At 34.0% G+C, this 20,821-nt stretch carries 21 protein-coding genes; 5 read left to right on the plus strand and 16 right to left on the minus strand.

Features of this window, described 5'->3' with window-relative positions:
• The first annotated feature begins 44 nt into the window (after positions 1-44).
• Complete coding sequence (locus ACNQGX_RS10015; protein ID WP_131916484.1) at positions 45-728, plus strand: OmpW/AlkL family protein; 684 nt, start codon at positions 45-47, stop codon at positions 726-728.
• Positions 729-813: 85 nt separating this feature from the next.
• On the opposite strand, the gene ACNQGX_RS10020 is transcribed toward ACNQGX_RS10015, so the two are convergent.
• The gene (locus tag ACNQGX_RS10020; protein ID WP_417975840.1) at positions 814-1,299 is read right to left on the minus strand and encodes a phosphoglycerate mutase family protein; all 486 of its coding nucleotides are present in this window, start codon (positions 1,297-1,299) and stop codon (positions 814-816) included.
• 49 nt (positions 1,300-1,348) lie between these two features.
• On the opposite strand from ACNQGX_RS10020, the gene ACNQGX_RS10025 reads away from it, so the two are divergent.
• On the plus strand, positions 1,349-1,579 hold the full coding sequence (locus tag ACNQGX_RS10025; protein WP_417975842.1) for a VF530 family protein: 231 nt from the start codon (positions 1,349-1,351) through the stop codon (positions 1,577-1,579).
• Positions 1,580-1,582: 3 nt separating this feature from the next.
• Here the strand turns inward: ACNQGX_RS10025 and ACNQGX_RS10030 are convergent, their stop codons facing one another.
• From ACNQGX_RS10030 to ACNQGX_RS10045, 4 genes are all read right to left on the minus strand, one after another.
• Entirely contained in the window at positions 1,583-2,134 is a 552-nt protein-coding gene (locus ACNQGX_RS10030) for a DUF3575 domain-containing protein (RefSeq protein ID WP_417975844.1), read from the minus strand.
• 148 nt (positions 2,135-2,282) lie between these two features.
• Positions 2,283-2,831, minus strand: a complete 549-nt coding sequence (locus ACNQGX_RS10035) for a GNAT family N-acetyltransferase (RefSeq protein WP_417975846.1) — start codon at positions 2,829-2,831, stop codon at positions 2,283-2,285.
• A 2-nt stretch (positions 2,832-2,833) separates the two neighbouring features.
• Positions 2,834-3,772 carry an alpha/beta fold hydrolase gene (locus ACNQGX_RS10040; protein ID WP_417975848.1) on the minus strand — a complete coding sequence of 313 codons (939 nt, stop codon included), beginning with the start codon at positions 3,770-3,772 and terminating at the stop codon, positions 2,834-2,836.
• Between the two features lie 69 nt (positions 3,773-3,841).
• The gene (locus tag ACNQGX_RS10045) at positions 3,842-4,693 is read right to left on the minus strand and encodes an aldose 1-epimerase family protein (protein ID WP_417975850.1); all 852 of its coding nucleotides are present in this window, start codon (positions 4,691-4,693) and stop codon (positions 3,842-3,844) included.
• A 173-nt stretch (positions 4,694-4,866) separates the two neighbouring features.
• On the opposite strand from ACNQGX_RS10045, the gene ACNQGX_RS10050 reads away from it, so the two are divergent.
• A complete protein-coding gene (locus tag ACNQGX_RS10050; RefSeq protein WP_417975852.1) occupies positions 4,867-7,131 on the plus strand; it encodes a M1 family metallopeptidase in 2,265 nt (754 codons plus the stop codon).
• Between the two features lie 86 nt (positions 7,132-7,217).
• Here ACNQGX_RS10050 and ACNQGX_RS10055 read toward each other — a convergent pair whose 3' ends face one another.
• Positions 7,218-8,258 (minus strand): agmatine deiminase family protein, encoded by a 1,041-nt coding sequence (locus ACNQGX_RS10055; protein WP_417975854.1) that lies wholly within the window; start codon positions 8,256-8,258, stop codon positions 7,218-7,220.
• A 187-nt stretch (positions 8,259-8,445) separates the two neighbouring features.
• On the opposite strand from ACNQGX_RS10055, the gene ACNQGX_RS10060 reads away from it, so the two are divergent.
• Positions 8,446-9,972: a choice-of-anchor I family protein gene (locus ACNQGX_RS10060; RefSeq protein ID WP_417975856.1), complete on the plus strand. Its 1,527-nt coding sequence runs from the start codon at positions 8,446-8,448 to the stop codon at positions 9,970-9,972.
• A gap of 80 nt (positions 9,973-10,052) precedes the next feature.
• On the opposite strand, the gene ACNQGX_RS10065 is transcribed toward ACNQGX_RS10060, so the two are convergent.
• The 9 genes from ACNQGX_RS10065 to clpB form a co-directional block, all read right to left on the minus strand.
• Positions 10,053-10,940, minus strand: a complete 888-nt coding sequence (locus ACNQGX_RS10065) for a carbon-nitrogen hydrolase (RefSeq protein WP_417975858.1) — start codon at positions 10,938-10,940, stop codon at positions 10,053-10,055.
• Positions 10,941-11,121: 181 nt separating this feature from the next.
• Positions 11,122-11,415 carry a type II toxin-antitoxin system RelE/ParE family toxin gene (locus ACNQGX_RS10070; protein ID WP_235831760.1) on the minus strand — a complete coding sequence of 98 codons (294 nt, stop codon included), beginning with the start codon at positions 11,413-11,415 and terminating at the stop codon, positions 11,122-11,124.
• Positions 11,415-11,660, minus strand: a complete 246-nt coding sequence (locus ACNQGX_RS10075) for a hypothetical protein (RefSeq protein WP_131916495.1) — start codon at positions 11,658-11,660, stop codon at positions 11,415-11,417. The genes ACNQGX_RS10070 and ACNQGX_RS10075 overlap by 1 nt, the downstream gene beginning before the upstream one ends.
• 213 nt (positions 11,661-11,873) lie before the next feature.
• Positions 11,874-12,368, minus strand: a complete 495-nt coding sequence (locus tag ACNQGX_RS10080) for a DUF4199 domain-containing protein (RefSeq protein ID WP_417975861.1) — start codon at positions 12,366-12,368, stop codon at positions 11,874-11,876.
• A gap of 334 nt (positions 12,369-12,702) precedes the next feature.
• Positions 12,703-12,960, minus strand: coding sequence for a hypothetical protein (locus ACNQGX_RS10085; protein ID WP_417975863.1), 258 nt, complete (start codon positions 12,958-12,960; stop codon positions 12,703-12,705).
• Positions 12,961-12,969: 9 nt separating this feature from the next.
• Positions 12,970-13,587, minus strand: coding sequence for a hypothetical protein (locus ACNQGX_RS10090; protein ID WP_417975865.1), 618 nt, complete (start codon positions 13,585-13,587; stop codon positions 12,970-12,972).
• A gap of 518 nt (positions 13,588-14,105) precedes the next feature.
• Entirely contained in the window at positions 14,106-14,975 is an 870-nt protein-coding gene (locus ACNQGX_RS10095; RefSeq protein ID WP_417975867.1) for a DUF808 domain-containing protein, read from the minus strand.
• Between the two features lie 403 nt (positions 14,976-15,378).
• Entirely contained in the window at positions 15,379-15,792 is a 414-nt protein-coding gene (locus ACNQGX_RS10100; RefSeq protein WP_417975869.1) for a hypothetical protein, read from the minus strand.
• A gap of 526 nt (positions 15,793-16,318) precedes the next feature.
• Positions 16,319-18,922, minus strand: coding sequence for an ATP-dependent chaperone ClpB (clpB, locus tag ACNQGX_RS10105; protein WP_417975871.1), 2,604 nt, complete (start codon positions 18,920-18,922; stop codon positions 16,319-16,321).
• A 143-nt stretch (positions 18,923-19,065) separates the two neighbouring features.
• On the opposite strand from clpB, the gene ytxJ reads away from it, so the two are divergent.
• Positions 19,066-19,455 (plus strand): bacillithiol system redox-active protein YtxJ, encoded by a 390-nt coding sequence (gene ytxJ, locus ACNQGX_RS10110; RefSeq protein WP_417975873.1) that lies wholly within the window; start codon positions 19,066-19,068, stop codon positions 19,453-19,455.
• An 81-nt stretch (positions 19,456-19,536) separates the two neighbouring features.
• Here the strand turns inward: ytxJ and argH are convergent, their stop codons facing one another.
• Positions 19,537-20,817, minus strand: coding sequence for an argininosuccinate lyase (argH, locus tag ACNQGX_RS10115; protein WP_417975875.1), 1,281 nt, complete (start codon positions 20,815-20,817; stop codon positions 19,537-19,539).
• Positions 20,818-20,821: the final 4 nt, after the last annotated feature.

Consider the following 20,821-nt stretch of genomic DNA (forward strand, 5'->3'; position numbering starts at 1 on the left):
AGGCTCAAGCCTAAATTTGTTCAACAATTTAAACCAAAGTTAAAATGAAAAAAATTATCTTAGCCTTTATGGCAGTGTCCTTTTTGACATTAAATGCACAAGCCCAAGAACAAAATAGCACTCAAGATTTCAAAAAATGGCAGGCCCGTATTAGAGGAATTGCAGTTATACCATATGAAAGTGCCAAAATCGGAATTATTGGAGGTGATGTTTCTATTTCAAATACATTTGTTCCGGAATTGGACTTTACCTATTTTTTTACAAAGAATTTTGCAGCCGAGTTAATTCTGGGAACTACAAAACACGATGTTAATACTGTTGGTTCAGATATTTCTGCAATTGGAGGACCAAATAACATCAATGTAGATTTAGGAAATGTTTGGTTATTACCGCCAACATTAACCTTGCAATACCATTTTACACCTTTTGAAGAAAAAGTATTTAAACCTTATGTTGGTGCTGGGGTCAATTATACTATTTTCTACAATGTAGAAGATGGAAATACAGTTAAAAATGTTAGTTATAAAAATAATGTCGGTTATGCTTTCCAAGTGGGTTTTGATTTAATGTTGAACGACACCTTCTTTATCAATGTTGATGCTAAAAAAATATTTCTAAAAACCGATGTAACTGTTGATGCTTCAAATTTATCAGCAGGACTCAGTATTCCTGCAGAAGTAACCATTAATCCATTGATTTTAGGAATGGGCTTTGGAATGAAATTTTAAAATTTCACTCGGAATCTACAAAAATGCAAAAAGTCACTACCATTCGATAGTGACTTTTTTTATAATTGTGTTTCTTTGGATTATTTTATTCTAATTTCAGTAATTGAAATGAGATTGTTTTATCAACTATAGTTACAATATAAAGATTGCCAAAAACAGTATCTTCAATATCTGCATATATCTTTTGATTAATAATTTGATTTACAAAATTTGGTGTGGTATTGCTATGTCCCACAATCAAAACTTTTTTTCCTAAAGTTTCTTTTTTGAAAGATTCAATAGTTATATTTTTAGGGTTATACAGTTTAATTTGAATCTTCTTGGCTGTAGCAGTAGGACTTGCGGTTTGTATTGTTCTTTTATAATCCGTTGAGTAGATTTCATCAAAACTAACTTCTGAGAATATTTTGTTCCAAAGATTAGCTCTTTCCAAACCGCTTTCTGATAAATCAGGATTTTGAGAATTATCTGTTTTTTCTGCGTGACGTATAAAGTAATAAGTAGTTGTATTTTGTTGTCCAAAACTAACTTGCAAAGCAAAAAAAGCGATTATAAGTATGAATTTTTTCATTTGAATAAATTTAAAAAATTATTATTTACTGATTTTATATATTTGCAAAATGGAAAACTCAAAATCGAAAGACCCGCTTCACGGAATTACGCTTCAAAGAATCGTTGAACAATTAGTCGATTATTATGGGTTTGATACTCTTGGAGAACTCATTAAAGTAAAATGTTTTACTGAAAATCCAAGTATAAAATCCAGTTTAACTTTTTTACGAAAAACGGATTGGGCAAGAAAGCAAGTGGAAGATTTATATATAAAATCAGTGGCTAAATTACCCAAATAGATTTTAGTTTAATTTATAGGAAACCATAACGCCGCCTCTATAAGGCAACCATTCACCACTTTTGTTGTAATTTTTAACTGTTTCATAACGCTCTCCAGTACTTATAAGGTAGCCTTTATAAAAACCTTGATGCCATCCACCACCTAAGAAACAATCCAACATAAATTTGTCATTAATTTTTACTTGATACCCTATAGTTGAACCTATAAAATATCCAAACCCTTTTTCATACATATCGGTATTTAAGTAATTCCATTTTTGAAAATTAAAAATACTCGCTCCAATATGGGCACCTGCATAAAAACCATTGTATTTTTCTTTAAAATGATAACGATATTCTGGAGTAAAAGTATAAAATTGTCTAGGTTTTCCGCCTACTGATTTCCAAAAAGAGGCTAAAGCATCAAAGTGTAAAGTTGATTTTTCCCCGATACTCGTTTCAATACCAACATTTGGAATTGTCATTAAAGTTGTAAAAGCATTTGCTTTTATATACGTTTGAGCTTGCAATAAAAAAGAGAAGAAAAGAAAAGAGGCAATAAATAATTTTTTCATAAGGGTGTTTTCTGTTGTTTATCCAGTCAAATTTTGACTACAAACAGGCGCAAATATAGCCATTAATGTTTGAGACCTTATTATGTTTAGAGTTAATGTTGTCAGTTTAAACGTATTTTAACATTATAAAAGTGAACAAAAACAATGACTATTTATTTAAAATGGAATAAATTACCGTATCCAAAAATCGCCCTTCAAAAAATTCATTTTCTTTTAAATGCGCTTCTTTAACAAAACCATTTTTTTCTAATACTTTCGCAGATCCATGATTTTCAGGATCTATGAATGCTTCAATGGAATGTAGTTTCATTATTTTAAAACCATAATTGACGGCTTCTTTTACAGCTTCAGAAATGATTCCTTTTCCATGAAATTCAGGAAGCAGTATGTAACCTATTTCGGCTCTAAAATGGTCTGGTTTTATTCTGTAATGACCAATTACTCCAATTAGTTTGGGATTATCTTTCAACGTAATCGCCCAATTTATACCTTCATTAGTTTCTATTTTGGTATCTATCATTGCAATATGTTCCAAGGCATCTTCATCCGTTTTGACTAAAGGTCTTGGAATGTATTTCATAGTTTCCGGATTAGATCTCAGAGCGAAAATCTCTTTTATATCATTAGTATCCACTCTTCTTAAAAGCAAGCGTTCGGTTTCTAAATTTGGGAATGGACTGAAATTTATAGTTAACATTATTAGTTTTTATTTAAAAATTCGACAACTTTTTTATTTATAATTTCGGATTGATCAATAGATATGAAATGCCCAGCGTCCTTGATAACTGCTGTTTCTACATTTGGAATTAATTTGTGCGCTTTTTTGAATATTTTTTCACTATTCACGATGTCATGATCACCAACCAAAACCAGAACAGGAATTTTCAATGATCTTAAATCCTTGTCTGAAAACCGTACCATATTTAATAATCGGGGTTTGCTATTTCCATATTTGTAGGCCAGATAAAGTTGTTCTTTAAAGATACTGTCAATTTTATCTGGATCGTATGAAAATGCATTAAAAAATTTCATTAAACTTTTTGGGCTTGGAAATAATTTAAGATTTAGTGCAGTGAGGACTTTCCATATGTTTTCGATACCTCCAAAGGTTTGTGCAGGACTCAGTAAAACTATTTTCTTAATTTTATTATCAGGTTGTACGGCTAAATAGGTGGCCATCCAGCCGCCTCTCGACACCCCCACCAAATTAATGTTTTTCATCTGAAAATGCTCAAAAATCTCATTATAGAAACCAGCAGTTTCTTTATTGCTCAATTTAATGCAGTTTGTTACCGACTTTCCAGCTTCCAAAGGAAAGTCAATCCCGTAAACCCTGTATCTTTTGCTGAATTCTTTTATGTTAGGAAACCACATGGAGGAACTTGCATCTGTGCCATGGAATAAAATCACAGGCTCACCAGTTTTTGGCCCGCTGATGATGATATGTGCCATACCGTAACTTGTCATCACATCAGTTTCTTCAAACGGAATATCCCATAATTTCAATGTTTGATTATAAGATTTAATATACAGAGCTTTATTTTTTTTGGAAGGAAAAACATAATCTTCGGTTACTCTATAACTGGAACAAGCCGATGATAAAAATATAAAGGCTAACAGAAGAGGTAAATTACGCATAGTTTGATTTATTTACGAACTTCAGTTATAATAGTTCATTATCCAAATATAGAAAATAGTTTCCGTTGGTTATAAAATTTCGATGCTGAATTTTGCTCCAAAGTTTTCTCTGGAATTGAGGATCTGAATGCCTTCTTTCTCCAATAGATTTCCGGAGTTCTCATTGGTATCCGAATAACCAAACCAAGGTTCAATACAAAGAAAGGGTGCATTCATTTTTGTCCAAATTCCTAAACTTGGAAAATTTTCAAAATTTACTTTTAAAATTGGATTTTCATTTTCTAAAATCGTCAACGAATTGGATTGTAATGTTTTGAAAATTAAAGCGTCGTTTTCGAATAATTCATAAGTCAGAGAAATTTTTTTATCATGAACTTCTAGTTTTTTAGTTTTATTTGAAATTAAATCATCCTCCAAAAGATAATATTCCAAAGGTTCTTCTTTTTCGAAAGCAATAGAATAATTTTCGAATTGATTTGGTAAAGCAAAAGCGGGATGCGCTCCAATAGAAAATAGCATTTGTGATTTCCCGTTGTTAATTACTTTATATGCAATAGATAAATTATTTTCATTTAATGTGTAAATGATTTGCAATTCAAATTCAAAAGGATAGACTTTTAATGTTTCTTCAGAAGATTGTATGGAGAAAGTGGCACTATTTTCTGTTGCATCGATTAATTCAAACTCCATGTCTCTGGCAAAACCGTGTCGCGATAAATGATATTCCATTCCATTATGATGAAAGGAATTGTTTTTTAAAGTCCCAACAATTGGAAACAAAATAGGAGAGTGCTTGCCCCAAAAATCAGGATTCCCTTCCCAAATGTATTCTCTATTCTGATTCGTTTTTAAGGAAATTAATTCAGCACCGAAATTTTTTATTTCAGCCGTTAGAATTGAGTTTTTTATTATAGTTGTCAAAATTGTTCTTCGTTAATTTTAAAATTGATTTTTGTATGGTAAATATATTTTATAATTTTTAATTCTAATTAGGTTTAAGCTTGATTTTATTTATTTAAAATGGAATCAATTCTTTCTGAATAGTTTAAAATTCTCTTTTTTTTCATTAATTTGTGATATAAACTATAAGAAAAATGAAAAACAGTCGCTTCAGAGTCATGCTACATTTGGCTTTATTATTGGGAGTTACGTCTATTTGGGCGCAACAAACCCCTGTAAATGTATCAAGTAACCCAATCTCAAACTATGATTATCATGATGCTTTTGCCCCATTTTTTTATTCAAAAAATGGAACAAGTACGCGTTCAGCAAGTGGGCAACCAGGGGCTGAATATTGGCAAAACAGAGCCGATTATCAATTGAAGGCAAAATTGGATGAAAAGAAGAACGAAATTACTGGGACAGGAATCATTACGTATACGAACAACAGCCCAGATAAATTGGCTTTTGTTTGGATGAACTTAGACCAAAATTTATTCAAAGCGGATTCCCGTGGAAATGCAGTTGTTCCTTTGACAGGAAGCCGAAATGGGGCTCAAGGCCAAATTTTTGACGGTGGACATAAAATAAGATCAGTTAAAATAATTGCTACCGTTAAAGGAAAATCTACAGAGACTGAAGCGAAATATGTAATTACGGATACTAGAATGCAGGTTTTTATTCCACAAGGGTTAAATCCTAAAGGCGGTTCTGTTAAAATCAAAATTGATTTCTCTTTTATAGCTCCTTTTGAAGGTTCGGATAGAATGGGAGTATTGGAAACTAAAAACGGTAAAATTTTCACCATAGCACAGTGGTATCCACGCATGTGTGTGTATGATGATGTAAGAGGCTGGAATACAAATCCGTATTTAGGAGCTTCGGAATTTTACTTGGAATACGGTGATTTTGATGTAAGTATAACTGCTCCGTCCAATCATATTGTGGCGAGTTCCGGGGAATTACTGAATCCTACAGCTGTTTATTCTGCCAAAGAACAAAAGCGTTTGGCTCAGGCAAAACAAAGTGATAAAACAGTTTTTATTCGTACAGCTGAGGAAGTTGCAAACTCATCAAAAACAGTTGCTGCAACTACTAAAACGTGGAATTATAAAATTAAAAATGCCCGTGATTTTTCTTGGTCATCTTCAGCAGCATTTATTTTAGACGCTGCAAAAATAAATTTGCCAAGCGGAAAAAAATCATTGGCTATTTCTGTTTATCCTGTTGAAAGCGCGGGAAATGGTGCTTGGGGACGTTCAACAGAATATACGAAAGCTTCTATAGAAAATTATTCTAAAAGATGGTTGGAATATCCTTATCCTGCCGCTACAAATGTTGCCGGAAACGAAGGCGGAATGGAATATCCAGGAATTGTTTTTTGCAGTTGGGAGTCTAAAGGGGAAGATTTATGGGGCGTTACGGATCATGAGTTTGGTCATATTTGGTTTCCAATGATTGTGGGTTCAAACGAAAGAATGTTTGCTTGGATGGATGAAGGTTTTAATACTTTTATTAATTCATTGAGTTCTGTTGATTTTAATAATGGCGAATACAAAGATAAGCCAGCTGATATGCACCAAAGAGCTGAAGTGTATACGAGTCCAAATCTTGAAACCATAATGAGTTCGCCTGATAATATGAAAGAAGCTAATATTGGTCTTTTAGCGTATTCAAAACCAAGTTCAGGATTAGTGATTTTACGGGAACAAGTTCTTGGACCAGAGCGTTTTGATTTAGCTTTGCGAACATATGTAGAGCGTTGGGCTTACAAACATCCACAACCGGATGACTTTTTCAGAACAATTGAAAATGTTGCAGGAGAAGATTTGAGTTGGTTTTGGAGAGGTTGGTTCCAATACAACTGGCGTTTAGATCAAGGAATTAATGCTATAAAATACATTAAAAACGATCCAAAACAGGGAGTTGTAATTTCGATTGAAAACTTCGAAAAAATGGCAATGCCGGTAATTTTAGATATAAAAACGAAAAGCGGAAAAGTAACTCGTGTTAAATTGCCGGTAGAAATTTGGCAAAGAAACAAAGCTTGGTCTTTCAAACATAATTCGACGGAAGAAATTGAAAGTATTACTCTTGACCCGGATCATGCTTTGCCAGATAGTAATGAAGAAAATAATACTTGGACTTCTGCCAATGGAATGATTGATGTTGACATTATCTTAGATGAATATTTAGGAACCTATTCTAATAAAAATGCTCCAATAAAAATTGTGTTTTCAGAAAAGAATAATGCTCTAAATGTTGCCATAACGAATTATCCAACATTTACTGTTGAACGTATTGAAAAAGATACTTTTGAGTCTAAACAAGCAGGGATTACATTTCAATTTAATGAAAGTAAAACGGGATTAGACATGATTTTGAGTGACGGACAGAAAATACCTTTTACTAAAGAGTAAATTATATTTTTTGAATCGGTATAGTCATAAAAAAACACCAGCATAATGTTGGTGTTTTTTTTATGTAACAGTAAAAGTTTGTTTTTTTATTCTGGAATTTGTTGACTCAAACAATGTAAAGTTCCCAATCCCCATATTAAATCAATAGCGCTAATTCCGATGATTTCTCTATCAGGAAAACATTCTGAAAGGATGTTTAGCGCAACACGATCATTTGAATCATTGAAAGTAGGGACCAAAACACAATTGTTCAAAATCAAAAAATTTGCATAACTGGCAGGTAATCGCAAGCCGTCAAATCCCAAACGTTTGGGCATCGGTAAAACTACAATTACAGGTGATTTACCATTTTCCAGTTTGGCATTTTGCAAACGTTTCAAATTGTCTTGCAAAGGCGCATAATTATTGTCATTTGGATCTGTTTCTACAATAGTCACAATCGTATCTTCATTTACAAATCGGCATAAATCATCAATATGACCATGCGTATCATCACCTTCAATTCCGTCACCTAACCAAATCACATTCGTAATCCCAAGATATTCCTTGAAAACCGCTTCATAATCGGCTTTGGTGAAATTTGGATTCCGAACCTGAATATCAGGATGCATCAAGCATTCTTCTGAAGTTAGTAAAGTTCCTCTTCCATTGGTATCAATAGCACCGCCTTCAACAATAACCGGTTTTCCTTTGTACATGACTTGAGTCACAGGAATATTCAGAAATTCGCCCACTTTCGCAGGGACAAACTTGTCAAGCTGAATGTTTTTATACTTGGCCCAACCATTAAAATTAAAGTTTAACGCTTCTCTTTCGGTTCCGTTTTTAACGATTATTGGACCCGAATCACGCATCCAACTTCTATTGGTTTTATGAATGATATAAGAAATATTTGCAAGTACAACATGAGCTGTTTCCAGCATGGTATTGACTTTTTCTTTTTGGTTTTCATCGGCAACCACTAAAAATACATGCTCGAAAGTAGCCACTTTTTTAATGAATTCTACAAAAGCCCATTGAACTGCTTCATATTTTCCTGGCCAATCCTTACCGTTGTGTGGAAAACAAAGTAAAATCCCTTGTTGTTTTTCCCATTCAGCAGGAAATCTTCTATTATTTGTAGTCATATAGCGTTTCTAATTATAAAGACTGCAAATATAAACATTCAGTAGGATTTTAAAATAGTTAACAACTATTCATTTTCGGGCATTTCATGAATTTATAAGAATAGTTTTGGTAATGATTATATAATATTGAGTTAATTCTTGTCGGGCTTCAGCTAGTTATTTTTGAAAAAATTTTAAAAATACAGTTATGAAAAAATATGGTATTACTTTTCTAGCGGCAATTATGGTATTGTCAAGTTGCGAAAATGACTCTAATAAAGAGGAATCTCCTGAATTAGTTGTAAATGAAAATGCAGCAACTTTCAAAGAAATTGGTTCTATTACTATTGGTGGTGCCGGAGCTGCTGAAATAAGTGCATATGATGAAGTTTCTAAAAAGTTATTTACCGTTAATAATAGTAATACAAATAGGATTGATGTTATTGATTTATCTAATCCATCCAGTCCGGTTTTTGTGACAAGTATCGATTTAACCCCATTTAACGGAGCTTCAAATAGTGTTGCAACGTATAATGGCAAGTTAGCAGTTGCATTAGAAGCAAAACCAAATAAGCAAGATGCTGGAAAAGTGGTCGTTTTTGATACGGCTAATTACAGTGTGATCAAAGAAATTACGGTTGGTGCTTTGCCGGATATGATTACTTTCTCTCCTGACGGAAATTATATCATGACTGCTAATGAAGGAGAGCCAAATGACACCTATTCTATAGATCCGGACGGCTCCGTTTCTATTATTGCGGTTAACAATAATTATGCAGTGACGACTTTAAATTTCGGAAGTTTTAGCAATCAATTGAGTACGCTGAAAACAAAAGGATTCAGAATTGCAAGTCCAACAAATAATTTCACCTCTGATATTGAACCGGAATACATAACGATTTCGTCCGATTCTAAAACGGCTTGGGTGACCTTGCAGGAAAATAACGGAGTGGCTAAAATTGATTTGGCAACTAAAACTATTACGAATATTTTTCCATTAGGGTACAAAGAGTACAATCTTGCCGAAAATGCCATAGATATCAGCGATAAAGATGGTGGCGTTTTGATGAATATTTGGAAAACGAAAGGAATGTTTCAACCGGATGCCATCAGTAATTTTGAAATCAATAAAATCCCTTATTTTGTTACTGCAAATGAAGGAGATGCCAGAGAATATTCTGCTTTTGTAGATGTAAAAAGAATCAGCAGTTCTTCAGTTGTTCTTGATCCAATAGCATTTCCTAATGCGGCTGCTTTAAAAGCAGAGGCAAGCATGGGAAGATTGAATATCAACACCAAAATGGGTGATACGGATGGTGATGGTGATTTTGATGAATTAGTTTCTTTTGGAGCCCGCTCTTTTTCTATTTGGAATGGAAATACAGGAGAAATGGTTTTTGACAGTAAAAATGAATTGGATAAAAAAGCCCAAGAATTTGGTGTGTATGATGACACCAGAAGTGATGATAAATCAGTAGAACCAGAATCAGTTGTGGTTGCTAAAATGGGTGATAAAACGATTCTTTTCGTTGGATTAGAAAGAGTAGATGCCGTTATGGTATATGATGTTACGAATCCAGCTAATCCAAAATTTTTGCAGACTTTTAAAACAGGCGATGCTCCAGAAGGATTGCTTTTTATTCCGGCTTCGAAAAGTCCGACTAAAAGAAGTTTAGTGGTGGTGAGTAGTGAAGGTGATGGTGTCGTTAAAATATTCCAACCAGATTTGAATTAGATTTAGAAGTTTATTTTTAAATAAAAATCCCTGCTTAGAATTATTTCTCAGCAGGGATTTTTTAATTATGGAAAGACGATTTAGTCAATCGCTCTTTTTGTAATATCACCAAAAGCGTCAATTCTTCGGTCTCTAAAGAAAGGCCAATTCTGACGTACATTTTCTTGTAAATCTAAATCTACTTCGGCAATCAGAATTTCTTCTTTGTCGTGTGAGGCTTGCGCCAAAATTTCGCCTTGTGGTCCCGCAATAAACGAAGAACCCCAAAACTGAATTCCCGCCGTATCAGGTAAGTATTGCTCTAAACCAATTCTATTTGCTGCTGCAACATAAACGCCATTGGCAACCGCATGACCTTTCATCACACTCATCCAAGCGCCATGTTGGTTTACACCATATTCATCTTTTTCTGCTGGATGCCAACCAATTGCTGTTGGGTAAAACAACACTTCAGCACCTTGCAACGCCGTCAAACGTGCTGCTTCCGGATACCATTGATCCCAACAAATTAAGGTTCCGATTCTTCCTTTTTTGGTTGGAATCGTTTTGAAACCCAAATCACCTGGCGTGAAATAGAATTTTTCATAAAAATGAGGATCATCCGGAATGTGCATTTTGCGATACAATCCTGCTTCTGATCCGTCAGTATCAATGATGTATGCGCTGTTGTGGTAGATTCCTGCCATTCTTTTTTCGAAGAAAGGAACAATAATTACCACGCCTAATTCTTTTGCCAAAGCGCTAAAAGCAATAAACGAAGTGCTGTATAATGGTTCTGCCAAAGCAAAATTATCTACATCTTCACTTTGACAGAAATAATGACTGCTGTATAATTCCGGTAACGAAATAACTTCGGCACCAAGGTTAGCGGCATCGCGAACCCAACTGATACATTTTTTCAAGTTGTTTTCGGCAATATCATTAAGATTCAATTGAATGACTGCTATTTTGTATTTCTTATTTGGCATGACTAAAATTTTAGACTGCAAAAATAGTGAATTTTATAAAGAGTAGAAAATAGGGGTAATGTGTTTTTTAGGTTTTAAATAGTCTGTGTATCGTATTGGATTTTTTAAGAACTATTCTGAAATCACTAAACTGCTGTGGGCAAATTTATTTCATAAAAAAAGAGTCGAAATAGACCCTTTTTTATTCTAACTGTTTATTTGGATTTTGTTTAGTACAAAATATTCGTGCTATAAATACAACTCCTTTTTCTTCCTCTTTGTAGAGCAATTTATAATCTCTTATGATGATTCTTCTATATTCAGGTTCTATTTCGTCTTGCTGATATTGTTCTGCATAATGAAGTTCTCTGGTTATTTTTAGAATATCATCTTTAACATTTGTTGCTCCTTGAGCTGATTTTCCCTTGTAATAATCGAAAATAGTTTTTAATTGTGCTTTGGCTGTATGTGTCCAGATAATTTTTAATTTATCCATTACCAATTCTCAGATTCTTTTTCTAAATCTTTCTGCGTACTATATTCTCCTCTTTTTATCTCTGCTTTTGCTTCGACTAATTCCGATTTATACATCGCTCTGGTTACTGGTTTTCCGTCAACTGCAAAAGCCACTATTTCCTCTTCTTGATAGCTTTCTATAACAGCTTTAACGACTTTTAAAAGACGTTCATCGGCTGTATTTATAGATTCTAAAATGCTGTCTCTTAATTCTAAAGCTCCCATAATCCCATCGTTTTTAGTCTCTCAAAGGTAGTTATTTTGATTTATATTTTTTTTGTTTTTTTGTCAAAATAAACTCAAACTACTTTTAGAGTTGTTTGAAACCTGAATTTATAATAGTTTTTTTATTGCTGAAAGACTCTAAGTTTAGGATATTTTGAATATAACTAATCCGAAGTCAGGATACTTCAGATAGCCTTTAGGTTGCATTTGGAATTATTTTTTCTTTAAAATTAATGCACCAATTAAGGAAACTACAATTCCTATTGGTAAAATTTCCATGTAAGTTAGTAAAATGATCATTAATGGATTTTTATACCATTCTTTCATTTGGTTCATTTCGGTAGTTTTTGCGACAAGCTCTTGAGGATTGGTGTGTTTTAGCACCATTTCACTGTATTTTTCCATAAAATCAGGAAAAAAGTTATAATAAATAACAAGCCAAACCAAAACGTAAATTGTTGAAATGACGAGTGAAATACCCAAGCCCGTTAGGAATGCTCTTCCAAAAGTGATTGCACCATTATTGATTTCACGTTCTTGTTTTATGCCAAGTATTACGAAGATAAAAGCCAAAAACATACTGATAAAACCTATAATTGCATTGGGCTCTTGTCCAGGATTGGTTTTCATATAATAGATCATCGAAGTCATAACAATAGAAACTATTATTCCGCCTAAAATCCCTTTTTTGAAAATGTTATTTATCATAATTATAGTTTTTGGGTTACCAATTCAAAGATAAAGAAAAATTTACTTTACCAATCCCCGTTTCTGAATACCAGTTCTCCATCGGAAGAAATCCAGCAAAATATACTATCAGGTTTTATTTTTCTGGCGAGACTTTGTAGAGCACTATTGTCGTTTTTTTGTCTTTGCGAGTTCCGATAGCTATCGGAACTTGCAAGGACTTTGACTGTGGAATTGTATTATTTGCTCAGCATGTGTGGCGAAGTCGGGAGACTTCGTGGAACAGGGACTTTTGTGGAACGGAGTACTCCTTCAGTTTCTGGCGGAACCGTCTACTCGATTGGTGACTGGTTTTTTATTTATCAAAATTTTTAATTATCTGATTGTTTTCGTTTTTCCATATTCCATTGTCGTAAACAATTACTCCATATTTATTATGATAATATGTGTTTCCAAGTTTAACATCAAATGTTTGACCTGTTAGAAAATCAGGGATGCAAATTGTTTGACCATTTTGTTCGTGTGGTTTGTAACCTTCATCACAAAGGTTTTGCTTTTCACAACTTAAAATTAGTAAACTTGATATTATTGGAAGAATACTTTTAAATGTCATTTTTTTAAATTAATATGTTGAACTTTCTTTTTTCATTGTTAATATCATATATTTTGCAATTTTGGGATTGTCCAAAAATATAGTCATACCATTTGATACTGTTGATATTGTATTCCAAGGTTGATATTCAGAACCAAAAGCACCTCTTATGAAATAAATCCCTCCTTCTATTGCATTAATTTCAACTATATTTCTATTACTATTATTCCATTTATATTTGTGTATTTCGTTTGTTTTAACTTTATGTAAATAATAGCTTTTAGTTTTTAGATTAATTAAACTGGTTCCATTATATTCAACTTTACAATTCAATGCTGAACCCGTATAAACGTATGGACGATATAGATATACATAAGCATAACCTTTTTCTGGTTGTTCTATTTTTATTCCCAAAGGATTTTCTACGACACTTAAATCGTTAATATTTGCGTCAAGAAAGTTATAAATGTTTTTTGTAGAACTTGATTTTTCGTTTTCTTTTATAAATTCTACTTGTTTTCCACTTAATCCAATTATTTTACAAAAAATTGTGTCATTTTCTTCTGTAACTAAATAGTCTTTATTTGCATTTTGAGAATAAATAAAGTTAGAAATTAAGAGTGTTGCAATGTAAATTTTTCTTTTCATTTTTATAGTTTATTATTTGTTATCGTTTTTGGTAAACTTGCCGCCAACTTGTTTATACTTACCATAAAGCGGCTCCAATTCACCCATTTTTGGTTGGCTTTGTGCCACAATTAGTCTTTTTATAGTTTTGCTAAGATATAAATAATATACTACATATTATTAAGGCAACTTCTCTATTCGGGAATGGAAAAAAAGATTTAATTTTTAGAAAAACTAATCGTTTAGCAGGACTTTCTTCTGGAAAAAGTTTGTTATTACTTAGCCCTGATGGGAGCAAGCATCCTTTTTTATAAACGTTTTTAACCCTATCAGAGTTTTGAACTCTGAAAGGGTTGCGTTTAAAAAAAGATACTGCGTCCCGATAATTATCGGGAAGCGGGACAACTCGTGATGAAAACCCATAAACGTGCTGCTCCTAAAAAACAGTGCGGTATAAAAAAACACCAGTTTTTCGACTGATGTTTTCATAGTTTTTTATAATTATTTATACGGCTAAAATGTATTCAATTTTGTGTTGCTTACTTTTTCCCAATGATCTTTTTGAATAGGTTTACAATTCCCAAAACAATTCCTCCAATTAGTAGTCCGATACAAAATTCTGTTACGATGGAAGGCAATTGGGGGAATACATGATGTAAGAAATCGATATTGTGTACAAATATGCCTCCAGCCACTAATATCAAGGCAATTGTGCCTATAACGGATAAACTTTTAATGACCTTTGGAAGCGCTTGTACCAGTATATTCCCTATGGTTTTTGAGAAACTACGTTCTTTGGTACTCAGTTGAATCAGTTTTAAACCTACTTCATCCATTCGGACAATTAGGGCTACAATGCCGTAAACACCAACGGTTGCTATTATTGCAATGATGGAAACAACCATAATTTGTGATGAAATGGGTTTTCCAATTACGGTGCCCAGCGCAATAATTACGATTTCTACTGATAAAATAAAATCGGTTACTATTGCTGATTTTATTTTTCCTTTTTCGAAAGTTAAAATTTCTTCTTCGGTCAACGGTTCCATTGAAATTTCGTGTTTGGAATGCTCATGAGGAAAGAAATACTCATATATTTTTTCGGCGCCTTCGTAGGCTAAATAAAGTCCGCCAAGCACTAATATTATTATAATTGCCAAAGGGGAAAAAGCGCTTAGCAGAAAGGCGATGGGTAAAATGATTACTTTATTTATGAAGGAACCTTTTGCAATTGCCCATAATACAGGGAGTTCTCTTGAAGAAATAAATCCGGACGCTTTTTCGGCGTTTACGGCTAAATCATCGCCTAAAATACCGGCCGTTTTTTTTGCTGCAAATTTACTCATTACTGCAACATCATCCATAATTGCTGCGATATCATCTAATAGTGCGAAAAAACCTGATGCCATTTTGATTGTTTTAGAAAGACGTTGATTTTGGTATTGCTTTGCCAAAATTTAATCAACGCGTTTTGTTTGTTTATTGGTGCGAATCTAAAACTTTTTTATTTATAAATTAATTTTTTGAAATGCAAAATTTCTGATTTAGCCCCGATGGAAGCAAGTATCCTTTTTTATAAACGCTTTTAACCCTATCAGAGTTTTGAACTCTGAATAGGGTTGCGTTTAAAAAAAGATACTGCAGATAGCGGGACAACTCGTGATGAAAATATACCAATGTTCTGCTCCTTAAAAAATAACGCATAAAAAAACACCAGTCTTGCAACTGATGTTTTTACTAATTTAAATAAGGGACTATTGCTGTTCAAAGTCTAAGACTTTGTAAAAAAAGGAGTCCTTTTATTAAAACTAACTAGTTAATAACAATAGTATGTTTGATAAACTCCGTTTCAGATTTTCTGAATTTCAGATCATAACTTCCTTTAACCGTCGATTTGAATTTATAGGTTGTTGTTTTGGGTTCCGGTACTTTTTTGTCGCAAATATCAGATAGATATTTAGCTTCTACTTGTAACCCTTTTTCGGTTCCTATTGTAGCGTCAATAAATTTATTGAAGTCTCCACAACTATTATCCACTGTAAAGACAACATTTAAAGTAATGATTTCATCTATTTTCCCTGTTGTTGGACCATTCACCTCAGTTGCAAAAGCATTTTTTGTAATCAGTTCTGGAACGCTTTGTGCATCATCGTCATTGCTACAAGAAGTTAATGCTGTTGTTGCGAATAATACGAATAGAATCGATTGTAATTTGAATTTTTTCATAATAAAATTATTTGTTTATAATTATACTATAGATGTTTATTAACAGGCTTGGTTGCTTATTGAAATGTTAAATAATTCTCATTAGTTTTTAATTATATGTAAATCAACGGTTTATGTTTTTGTTTTAATGTGATGGCTTTGCGGATACTATATAAGAGGTAGTTGCATTGTTGATTCCATCAGTTGTGTCGAAAATAAGTGTTGTTTTTTATCGTGGAATGCGGAGCGGAAATTCCTCCTTTGTGGGAATGGCAAACTGGAAATAATTCTAGAAATACTTATGAAAATGATAGTTGTCTATAGCCCCGATGGGAGCTAGTATCCTTTTTTATAAACGCTTTTAACCCTTTCAGAGTTTTGAACTCTGAAAAGGGCTGCGTTTAAAAAAAGATACTGCGTCCCGATAATTATCGGGAAGCGGGAGCAATGTTGAGAAAAATTTACAAATGTTCTGCTCCTAAAAAAATAGCACATAAAAAAACACCAGCCTTTCGACTGATGTTTTCATAAATTTAAAGTATTTGGATTAAGAGACCATTTCTGTTTGATTCCTAAAAACCAACTGTCCATTAAAAGCATCCAACAGAATAATGCTGTCTGATGCGATTTTCCCGGCTAGAATTTCTTTGGATAATTGGTTCAAAACGTCTCTTTGAATCACACGTTTTACCGGTCTGGCACCAAATTGAGGATCATAACCTTTTTCGGATAAATAGGCAATGGCTTCTGGAGTGGCGTCCATGGTGATGCCTTGCAGCGCCAGCATTTTAGTCACGCTTTTTAGTTGTAAACCTACAATTTTGGTGATATTTTCATTGGTAAGCGGTGTAAACATTACTATTTCGTCAATACGGTTAATGAATTCCGGACGTACCGTTTGTTTTAATAAACCCAATACTTCCACTTTTGCAGCCTCTGTGGCCGCTTCCATACTTCCTTTCAAATTTTCGAATTTCTCCTGAATAATCTGGCTTCCCATATTGGAAGTCATGATGATAATGGTGTTTTTGAAATCAGCCAAACGTCCTTTGTTATCTGTTAATCTTCCTTCATCCAAGACTTGTAACAAGATATTAAAGGTGTCCGGATGCGCTTTTTCAATCTCATCCAGCAAGATTACGGAATACGGTTTTCTACGAACGGCTTCGGTCAACTGTCCGCCTTCATCATACCCCACATATCCCGGAGGCGCACCAACCAATCTGCTTACACTATGACGCTCTTGGTATTCACTCATATCAATTCTGGTCATCGCATTTTCATCGTCAAATAGATATTCGGCCAGGGCTTTCGCCAATTCTGTTTTCCCAACTCCCGTAGTTCCTAGGAAAAGAAAAGTTCCCACCGGTTTTTTCATGTCTTGTAATCCGGCACGGCTTCTTCTCACGGCATCACTTACCGCTTGAATGGCTTCTTCTTGTCCTACGACTCTGTGATGCAACTCATCTTCGAGTTTCAATAATTTTTCTCTTTCGCCTTGCAGCATTTTCGTAACAGGAATTCCGGTCCATTTGGCAACCACTTCTGCAATGTCTTCACGGGTTACCTCTTCTTTTATCAAGGAAGTTCCGGATTGATTTTCCTGCAATTGTTTTAATAAAATATCCAATCGTTCTTGGGCTTCTTTGATTTTTCCATAACGAATTTCGGCTACTTTTCCATAATCACCTTCACGTTCGGCACGTTCGGCTTCATATTTAAAATCCTCTATCTCCGTTTTCACCGCTTGAATGTTATCGACTACATCTTTCTCCGATTTCCATTTGGCATAAATTTCGTTCCTTTCTTCTTTAAGATTGGCCAAATCCATTCCTAAAACTTTGAGTTTACTTTCGTCTTTTTCTCTTTTAATAGCTTCAATTTCAATTTCTAATTGCATGACTTTTCTATCCAAAACATCCAATTCTTCGGGTTTTGAATTAATTTCCATTCTTAATTTTGAAGCGGCTTCGTCCATTAAATCAATCGCTTTGTCTGGAAGAAAGCGGTTGGTAATATAGCGTTGAGACAATTCTACAGCAGCAATAATGGCTTCGTCTTTTATCTGAACTTTATGGTGCGTTTCGTATTTTTCTTTGATACCGCGCAATATTGAAATGGCACTTTCGGTATCCGGTTCTTCAACCATTATTTTTTGGAAACGTCTTTCGAGCGCTTTGTCTTTCTCAAAATATTTTTGATATTCGTCTAATGTGGTTGCTCCAATAGCGCGTAATTCTCCACGAGCCAAAGCCGGTTTCAGAATGTTTGCCGCATCCATAGCGCCTTCACCACCTCCAGCACCCACGAGTGTGTGAATTTCGTCAATGAATAAGACAATATCACCTTCGGCAGCAGTCACTTCTTTCACCACCGATTTGAGTCTTTCTTCAAATTCCCCTTTGTATTTAGCTCCGGCAATCAGCGCCCCCATATCAAGAGAAAACACGATTTTATCTTTCAGGTTTTCTGGAACATCACCATCTACAATTCTATGCGCTAAACCTTCCGCAATGGCAGTTTTACCAACTCCGGGTTCACCAACCAGCATCGGATTATTTTTAGTTCTACGGGTTAGAATTTGTAATACGCGTCGAATTTCCTCATCGCGTCCAATCACTGGATCGAGTTTCCCGTTGCGGGCGAGTTCGTTTAGATTTTTGGCATATTTATTTAAAGAATTATAGGTTTCTTCAGCAGAAGCAGATGTTACTCTTTCTCCTTTTCGCAATTCATCGATAGCAGCTTTCAACCCTTTTCCGGTAACGCCTTGGTCTTTTAATATTTGGGCCGCTTTACTTTTAGAATCAAAAATCGCTAAAATTAAATGCTCAATAGAAACGAATTCATCATTCATTTTTTTTGCAATAATTTCCGCTTCGTTTAGTGAGGTGTTAGCAATTCTCGATAGCATAATTTCTCCGCCGGAAACTTTTGGGAAACTCTGAATAGTGCTGTCCAAAATTTGAAGAAATAACGGCACATTTACGTTGAGTTTTTTCAAAATAAATGGCGCCACATTTTCGTCAACTTCAAAAATTGCTTTAAAAATATGTTCGTTTTCAATCTGTTGCTGACCTAAACTTTGTGCCAATTGCTGAGAAAGCTGAATGGCTTCTTGAGATTTGATTGTAAATTTATTTATGTTCATGATTTTATATTGTTTATGTTATTTAGCTAACTTTGCGAATCAATATTCAATATATATTCCAATACAATAATACAGACAAATTGACAGAAATTTCATGATTTTTATCATATTTCAAAGTCAAAATGTCTTAAAATAAGTCATTTATGAGTTTTTTTAAAAATATGTTTAATAGTTCAGACGACAAGGATTTAGATGAAAACAAAATCAACTGGAATGAACTAACCGATTTAGGGCAACTGAATGAAATTATCGCTATTTCGAATGAAAAACCGGTAGCAATTTTTAAACACAGTACTCGATGCAGCGTAAGTAGGATGGCGCTGAAACAATTTGAAAATGAGTTCAATATATCAGATAAAGTTACGCCATATTTTTTAGATTTAATAGCGTATCGCGATATTTCTAATGCCATTGCGGATCGTTTTGAAGTGACACATCAATCCCCACAATTGATAGTAATAAAAGAAGGGAAAGCCATTTATAACGTTTCACATAGTGATATTGATGCGGAAGAATTGGGTAAAAAGGTTTGATAGTTAACAGTTTAAATTTGAAATATAAAAAAATCCATTCGTATGAATGGATTTTTTTGTAACAACTATTTTGGTTTTGAATTAATAAGAATCTTTCATTTTATTTTTTATGGCATCCAAACAAAGGTTGTTAATACTTCCTTCGTGAGTATGTTTGGTTTCTTTTGGAGATTGAAAGGTACCGTTTTCTAATTGCTCGGCAACCGCTTTATACGCATCTCTAAAAGGTATTCCTGCAACAACCATTTCGTTTAAAGAATCTACGGTAAACAAATAATCGTATTTTTTATCGTCTAAAATGTGCTCTTTCACCTTGATGTCTTTGATAGCAAAAATCGCAATATCCAAACACGCTTTTAGGTTTTGAATGGCTGGAAATAAGCCTTCTTTCAACAGTTGTAAATCCCTGTGATAACCACTTGGAAGGTTGTTTGTAATTAAGGTGATTTCGTATGGCAACGCTTGAATCTTGTTGCATTTTCCACGAATCAATTCAAATACATCCGGGTTTTTCTTGTGTGGCATGATGCTCGAACCTGTTGTAAGATGCGAAGGCAAAGTGATAAAATCAAAATTCTGGCTCATATACAAACAAACATCCATCGAGAATTTAGCCAAAGTTGCAGCCACGCTACTCATGGCAAAAGCCACTGTTTTTTCTGATTTTCCACGGCTCATTTGTGCCGCTACCGAATTGAATTTTAAGGTTTCAAAACCCAATTCCTTCGTCGTGAATGTTCTGTTGATTGGAAACGAACTTCCGTAACCTGCAGCCGAACCCAATGGATTTTGGTCCACAATTTTCAAAGCTGCATTCAACATCGTTATATCATCAATCAATGTTTCGGCGTAAGCGGAAAACCACATCCCGAAAGAAGATGGCATAGCAATTTGAAGGTGCGTATAACCCGGCAATAAAACATTTTGATGTTTTTCAGCCGATTCCATAAGCAAATCAAAAAGGCTTTTTACTTGCTCTTTCAGTTCTTTAAGAACGTCTTTAAGATATAAATTAACGTCTACCAAAACTTGGTCGTTTCGGGAACGGGCGGTATGAATTTTTTTTCCGGCATCGCCTAATTTTACTGTCAGTAAATATTCGATTTTGGAATGTACGTCTTCAAAACTGTCTTCGATTTCGAATTTTCCGTTTTCAACATCTTTTATTATTTCTTCCAAAGCCAAAACCAAAGAAACGGTTTCGGAGTCTGTTAAAAGACCTATTTGACCCAGCATTTTTGCGTGTGCAATAGAACCTAAAGCATCATATTTTGCCAGAACTAAATCCAGTTCTCTGTCGTTTCCAACGGTGAAATGTTCAATTTGCTTATCGGTTGGTATTCCTTTTTCCCAAAGTTTCATATAT

The sequence above is a fragment of the Flavobacterium glycogeni genome (genome assembly GCF_048286775.1).
Taxonomy (GTDB): Bacteria; Bacteroidota; Bacteroidia; order Flavobacteriales; family Flavobacteriaceae; genus Flavobacterium.

Coding starts and splice junctions, on each gene's coding strand:
- ytxJ (WP_417975873.1), top strand. CDS start 19,066: ATGAGTTTTTTTAAAAATATGTTTAATAGTTCAGACGACAAGGATTTA.
- ACNQGX_RS10040 (WP_417975848.1), bottom strand. CDS start 3,772: ATGCGTAATTTACCTCTTCTGTTAGCCTTTATATTTTTATCATCGGCT.
- ACNQGX_RS10065 (WP_417975858.1), bottom strand. CDS start 10,940: ATGCCAAATAAGAAATACAAAATAGCAGTCATTCAATTGAATCTTAAT.
- ACNQGX_RS10075 (WP_131916495.1), bottom strand. CDS start 11,660: ATGGGAGCTTTAGAATTAAGAGACAGCATTTTAGAATCTATAAATACA.
- ACNQGX_RS10050 (WP_417975852.1), top strand. CDS start 4,867: ATGAAAAACAGTCGCTTCAGAGTCATGCTACATTTGGCTTTATTATTG.
- ACNQGX_RS10020 (WP_417975840.1), bottom strand. CDS start 1,299: ATGAAAAAATTCATACTTATAATCGCTTTTTTTGCTTTGCAAGTTAGT.
- argH (WP_417975875.1), bottom strand. CDS start 20,817: ATGAAACTTTGGGAAAAAGGAATACCAACCGATAAGCAAATTGAACAT.
- ACNQGX_RS10095 (WP_417975867.1), bottom strand. CDS start 14,975: ATGGCATCAGGTTTTTTCGCACTATTAGATGATATCGCAGCAATTATG.
- ACNQGX_RS10060 (WP_417975856.1), top strand. CDS start 8,446: ATGAAAAAATATGGTATTACTTTTCTAGCGGCAATTATGGTATTGTCA.
- ACNQGX_RS10085 (WP_417975863.1), bottom strand. CDS start 12,960: ATGACATTTAAAAGTATTCTTCCAATAATATCAAGTTTACTAATTTTA.
- clpB (WP_417975871.1), bottom strand. CDS start 18,922: ATGAACATAAATAAATTTACAATCAAATCTCAAGAAGCCATTCAGCTT.
- ACNQGX_RS10035 (WP_417975846.1), bottom strand. CDS start 2,831: ATGTTAACTATAAATTTCAGTCCATTCCCAAATTTAGAAACCGAACGC.
- ACNQGX_RS10015 (WP_131916484.1), top strand. CDS start 45: ATGAAAAAAATTATCTTAGCCTTTATGGCAGTGTCCTTTTTGACATTA.
- ACNQGX_RS10070 (WP_235831760.1), bottom strand. CDS start 11,415: ATGGATAAATTAAAAATTATCTGGACACATACAGCCAAAGCACAATTA.
- ACNQGX_RS10025 (WP_417975842.1), top strand. CDS start 1,349: ATGGAAAACTCAAAATCGAAAGACCCGCTTCACGGAATTACGCTTCAA.
- ACNQGX_RS10055 (WP_417975854.1), bottom strand. CDS start 8,258: ATGACTACAAATAATAGAAGATTTCCTGCTGAATGGGAAAAACAACAA.
- ACNQGX_RS10080 (WP_417975861.1), bottom strand. CDS start 12,368: ATGATAAATAACATTTTCAAAAAAGGGATTTTAGGCGGAATAATAGTT.
- ACNQGX_RS10090 (WP_417975865.1), bottom strand. CDS start 13,587: ATGAAAAGAAAAATTTACATTGCAACACTCTTAATTTCTAACTTTATT.
- ACNQGX_RS10100 (WP_417975869.1), bottom strand. CDS start 15,792: ATGAAAAAATTCAAATTACAATCGATTCTATTCGTATTATTCGCAACA.
- ACNQGX_RS10030 (WP_417975844.1), bottom strand. CDS start 2,134: ATGAAAAAATTATTTATTGCCTCTTTTCTTTTCTTCTCTTTTTTATTG.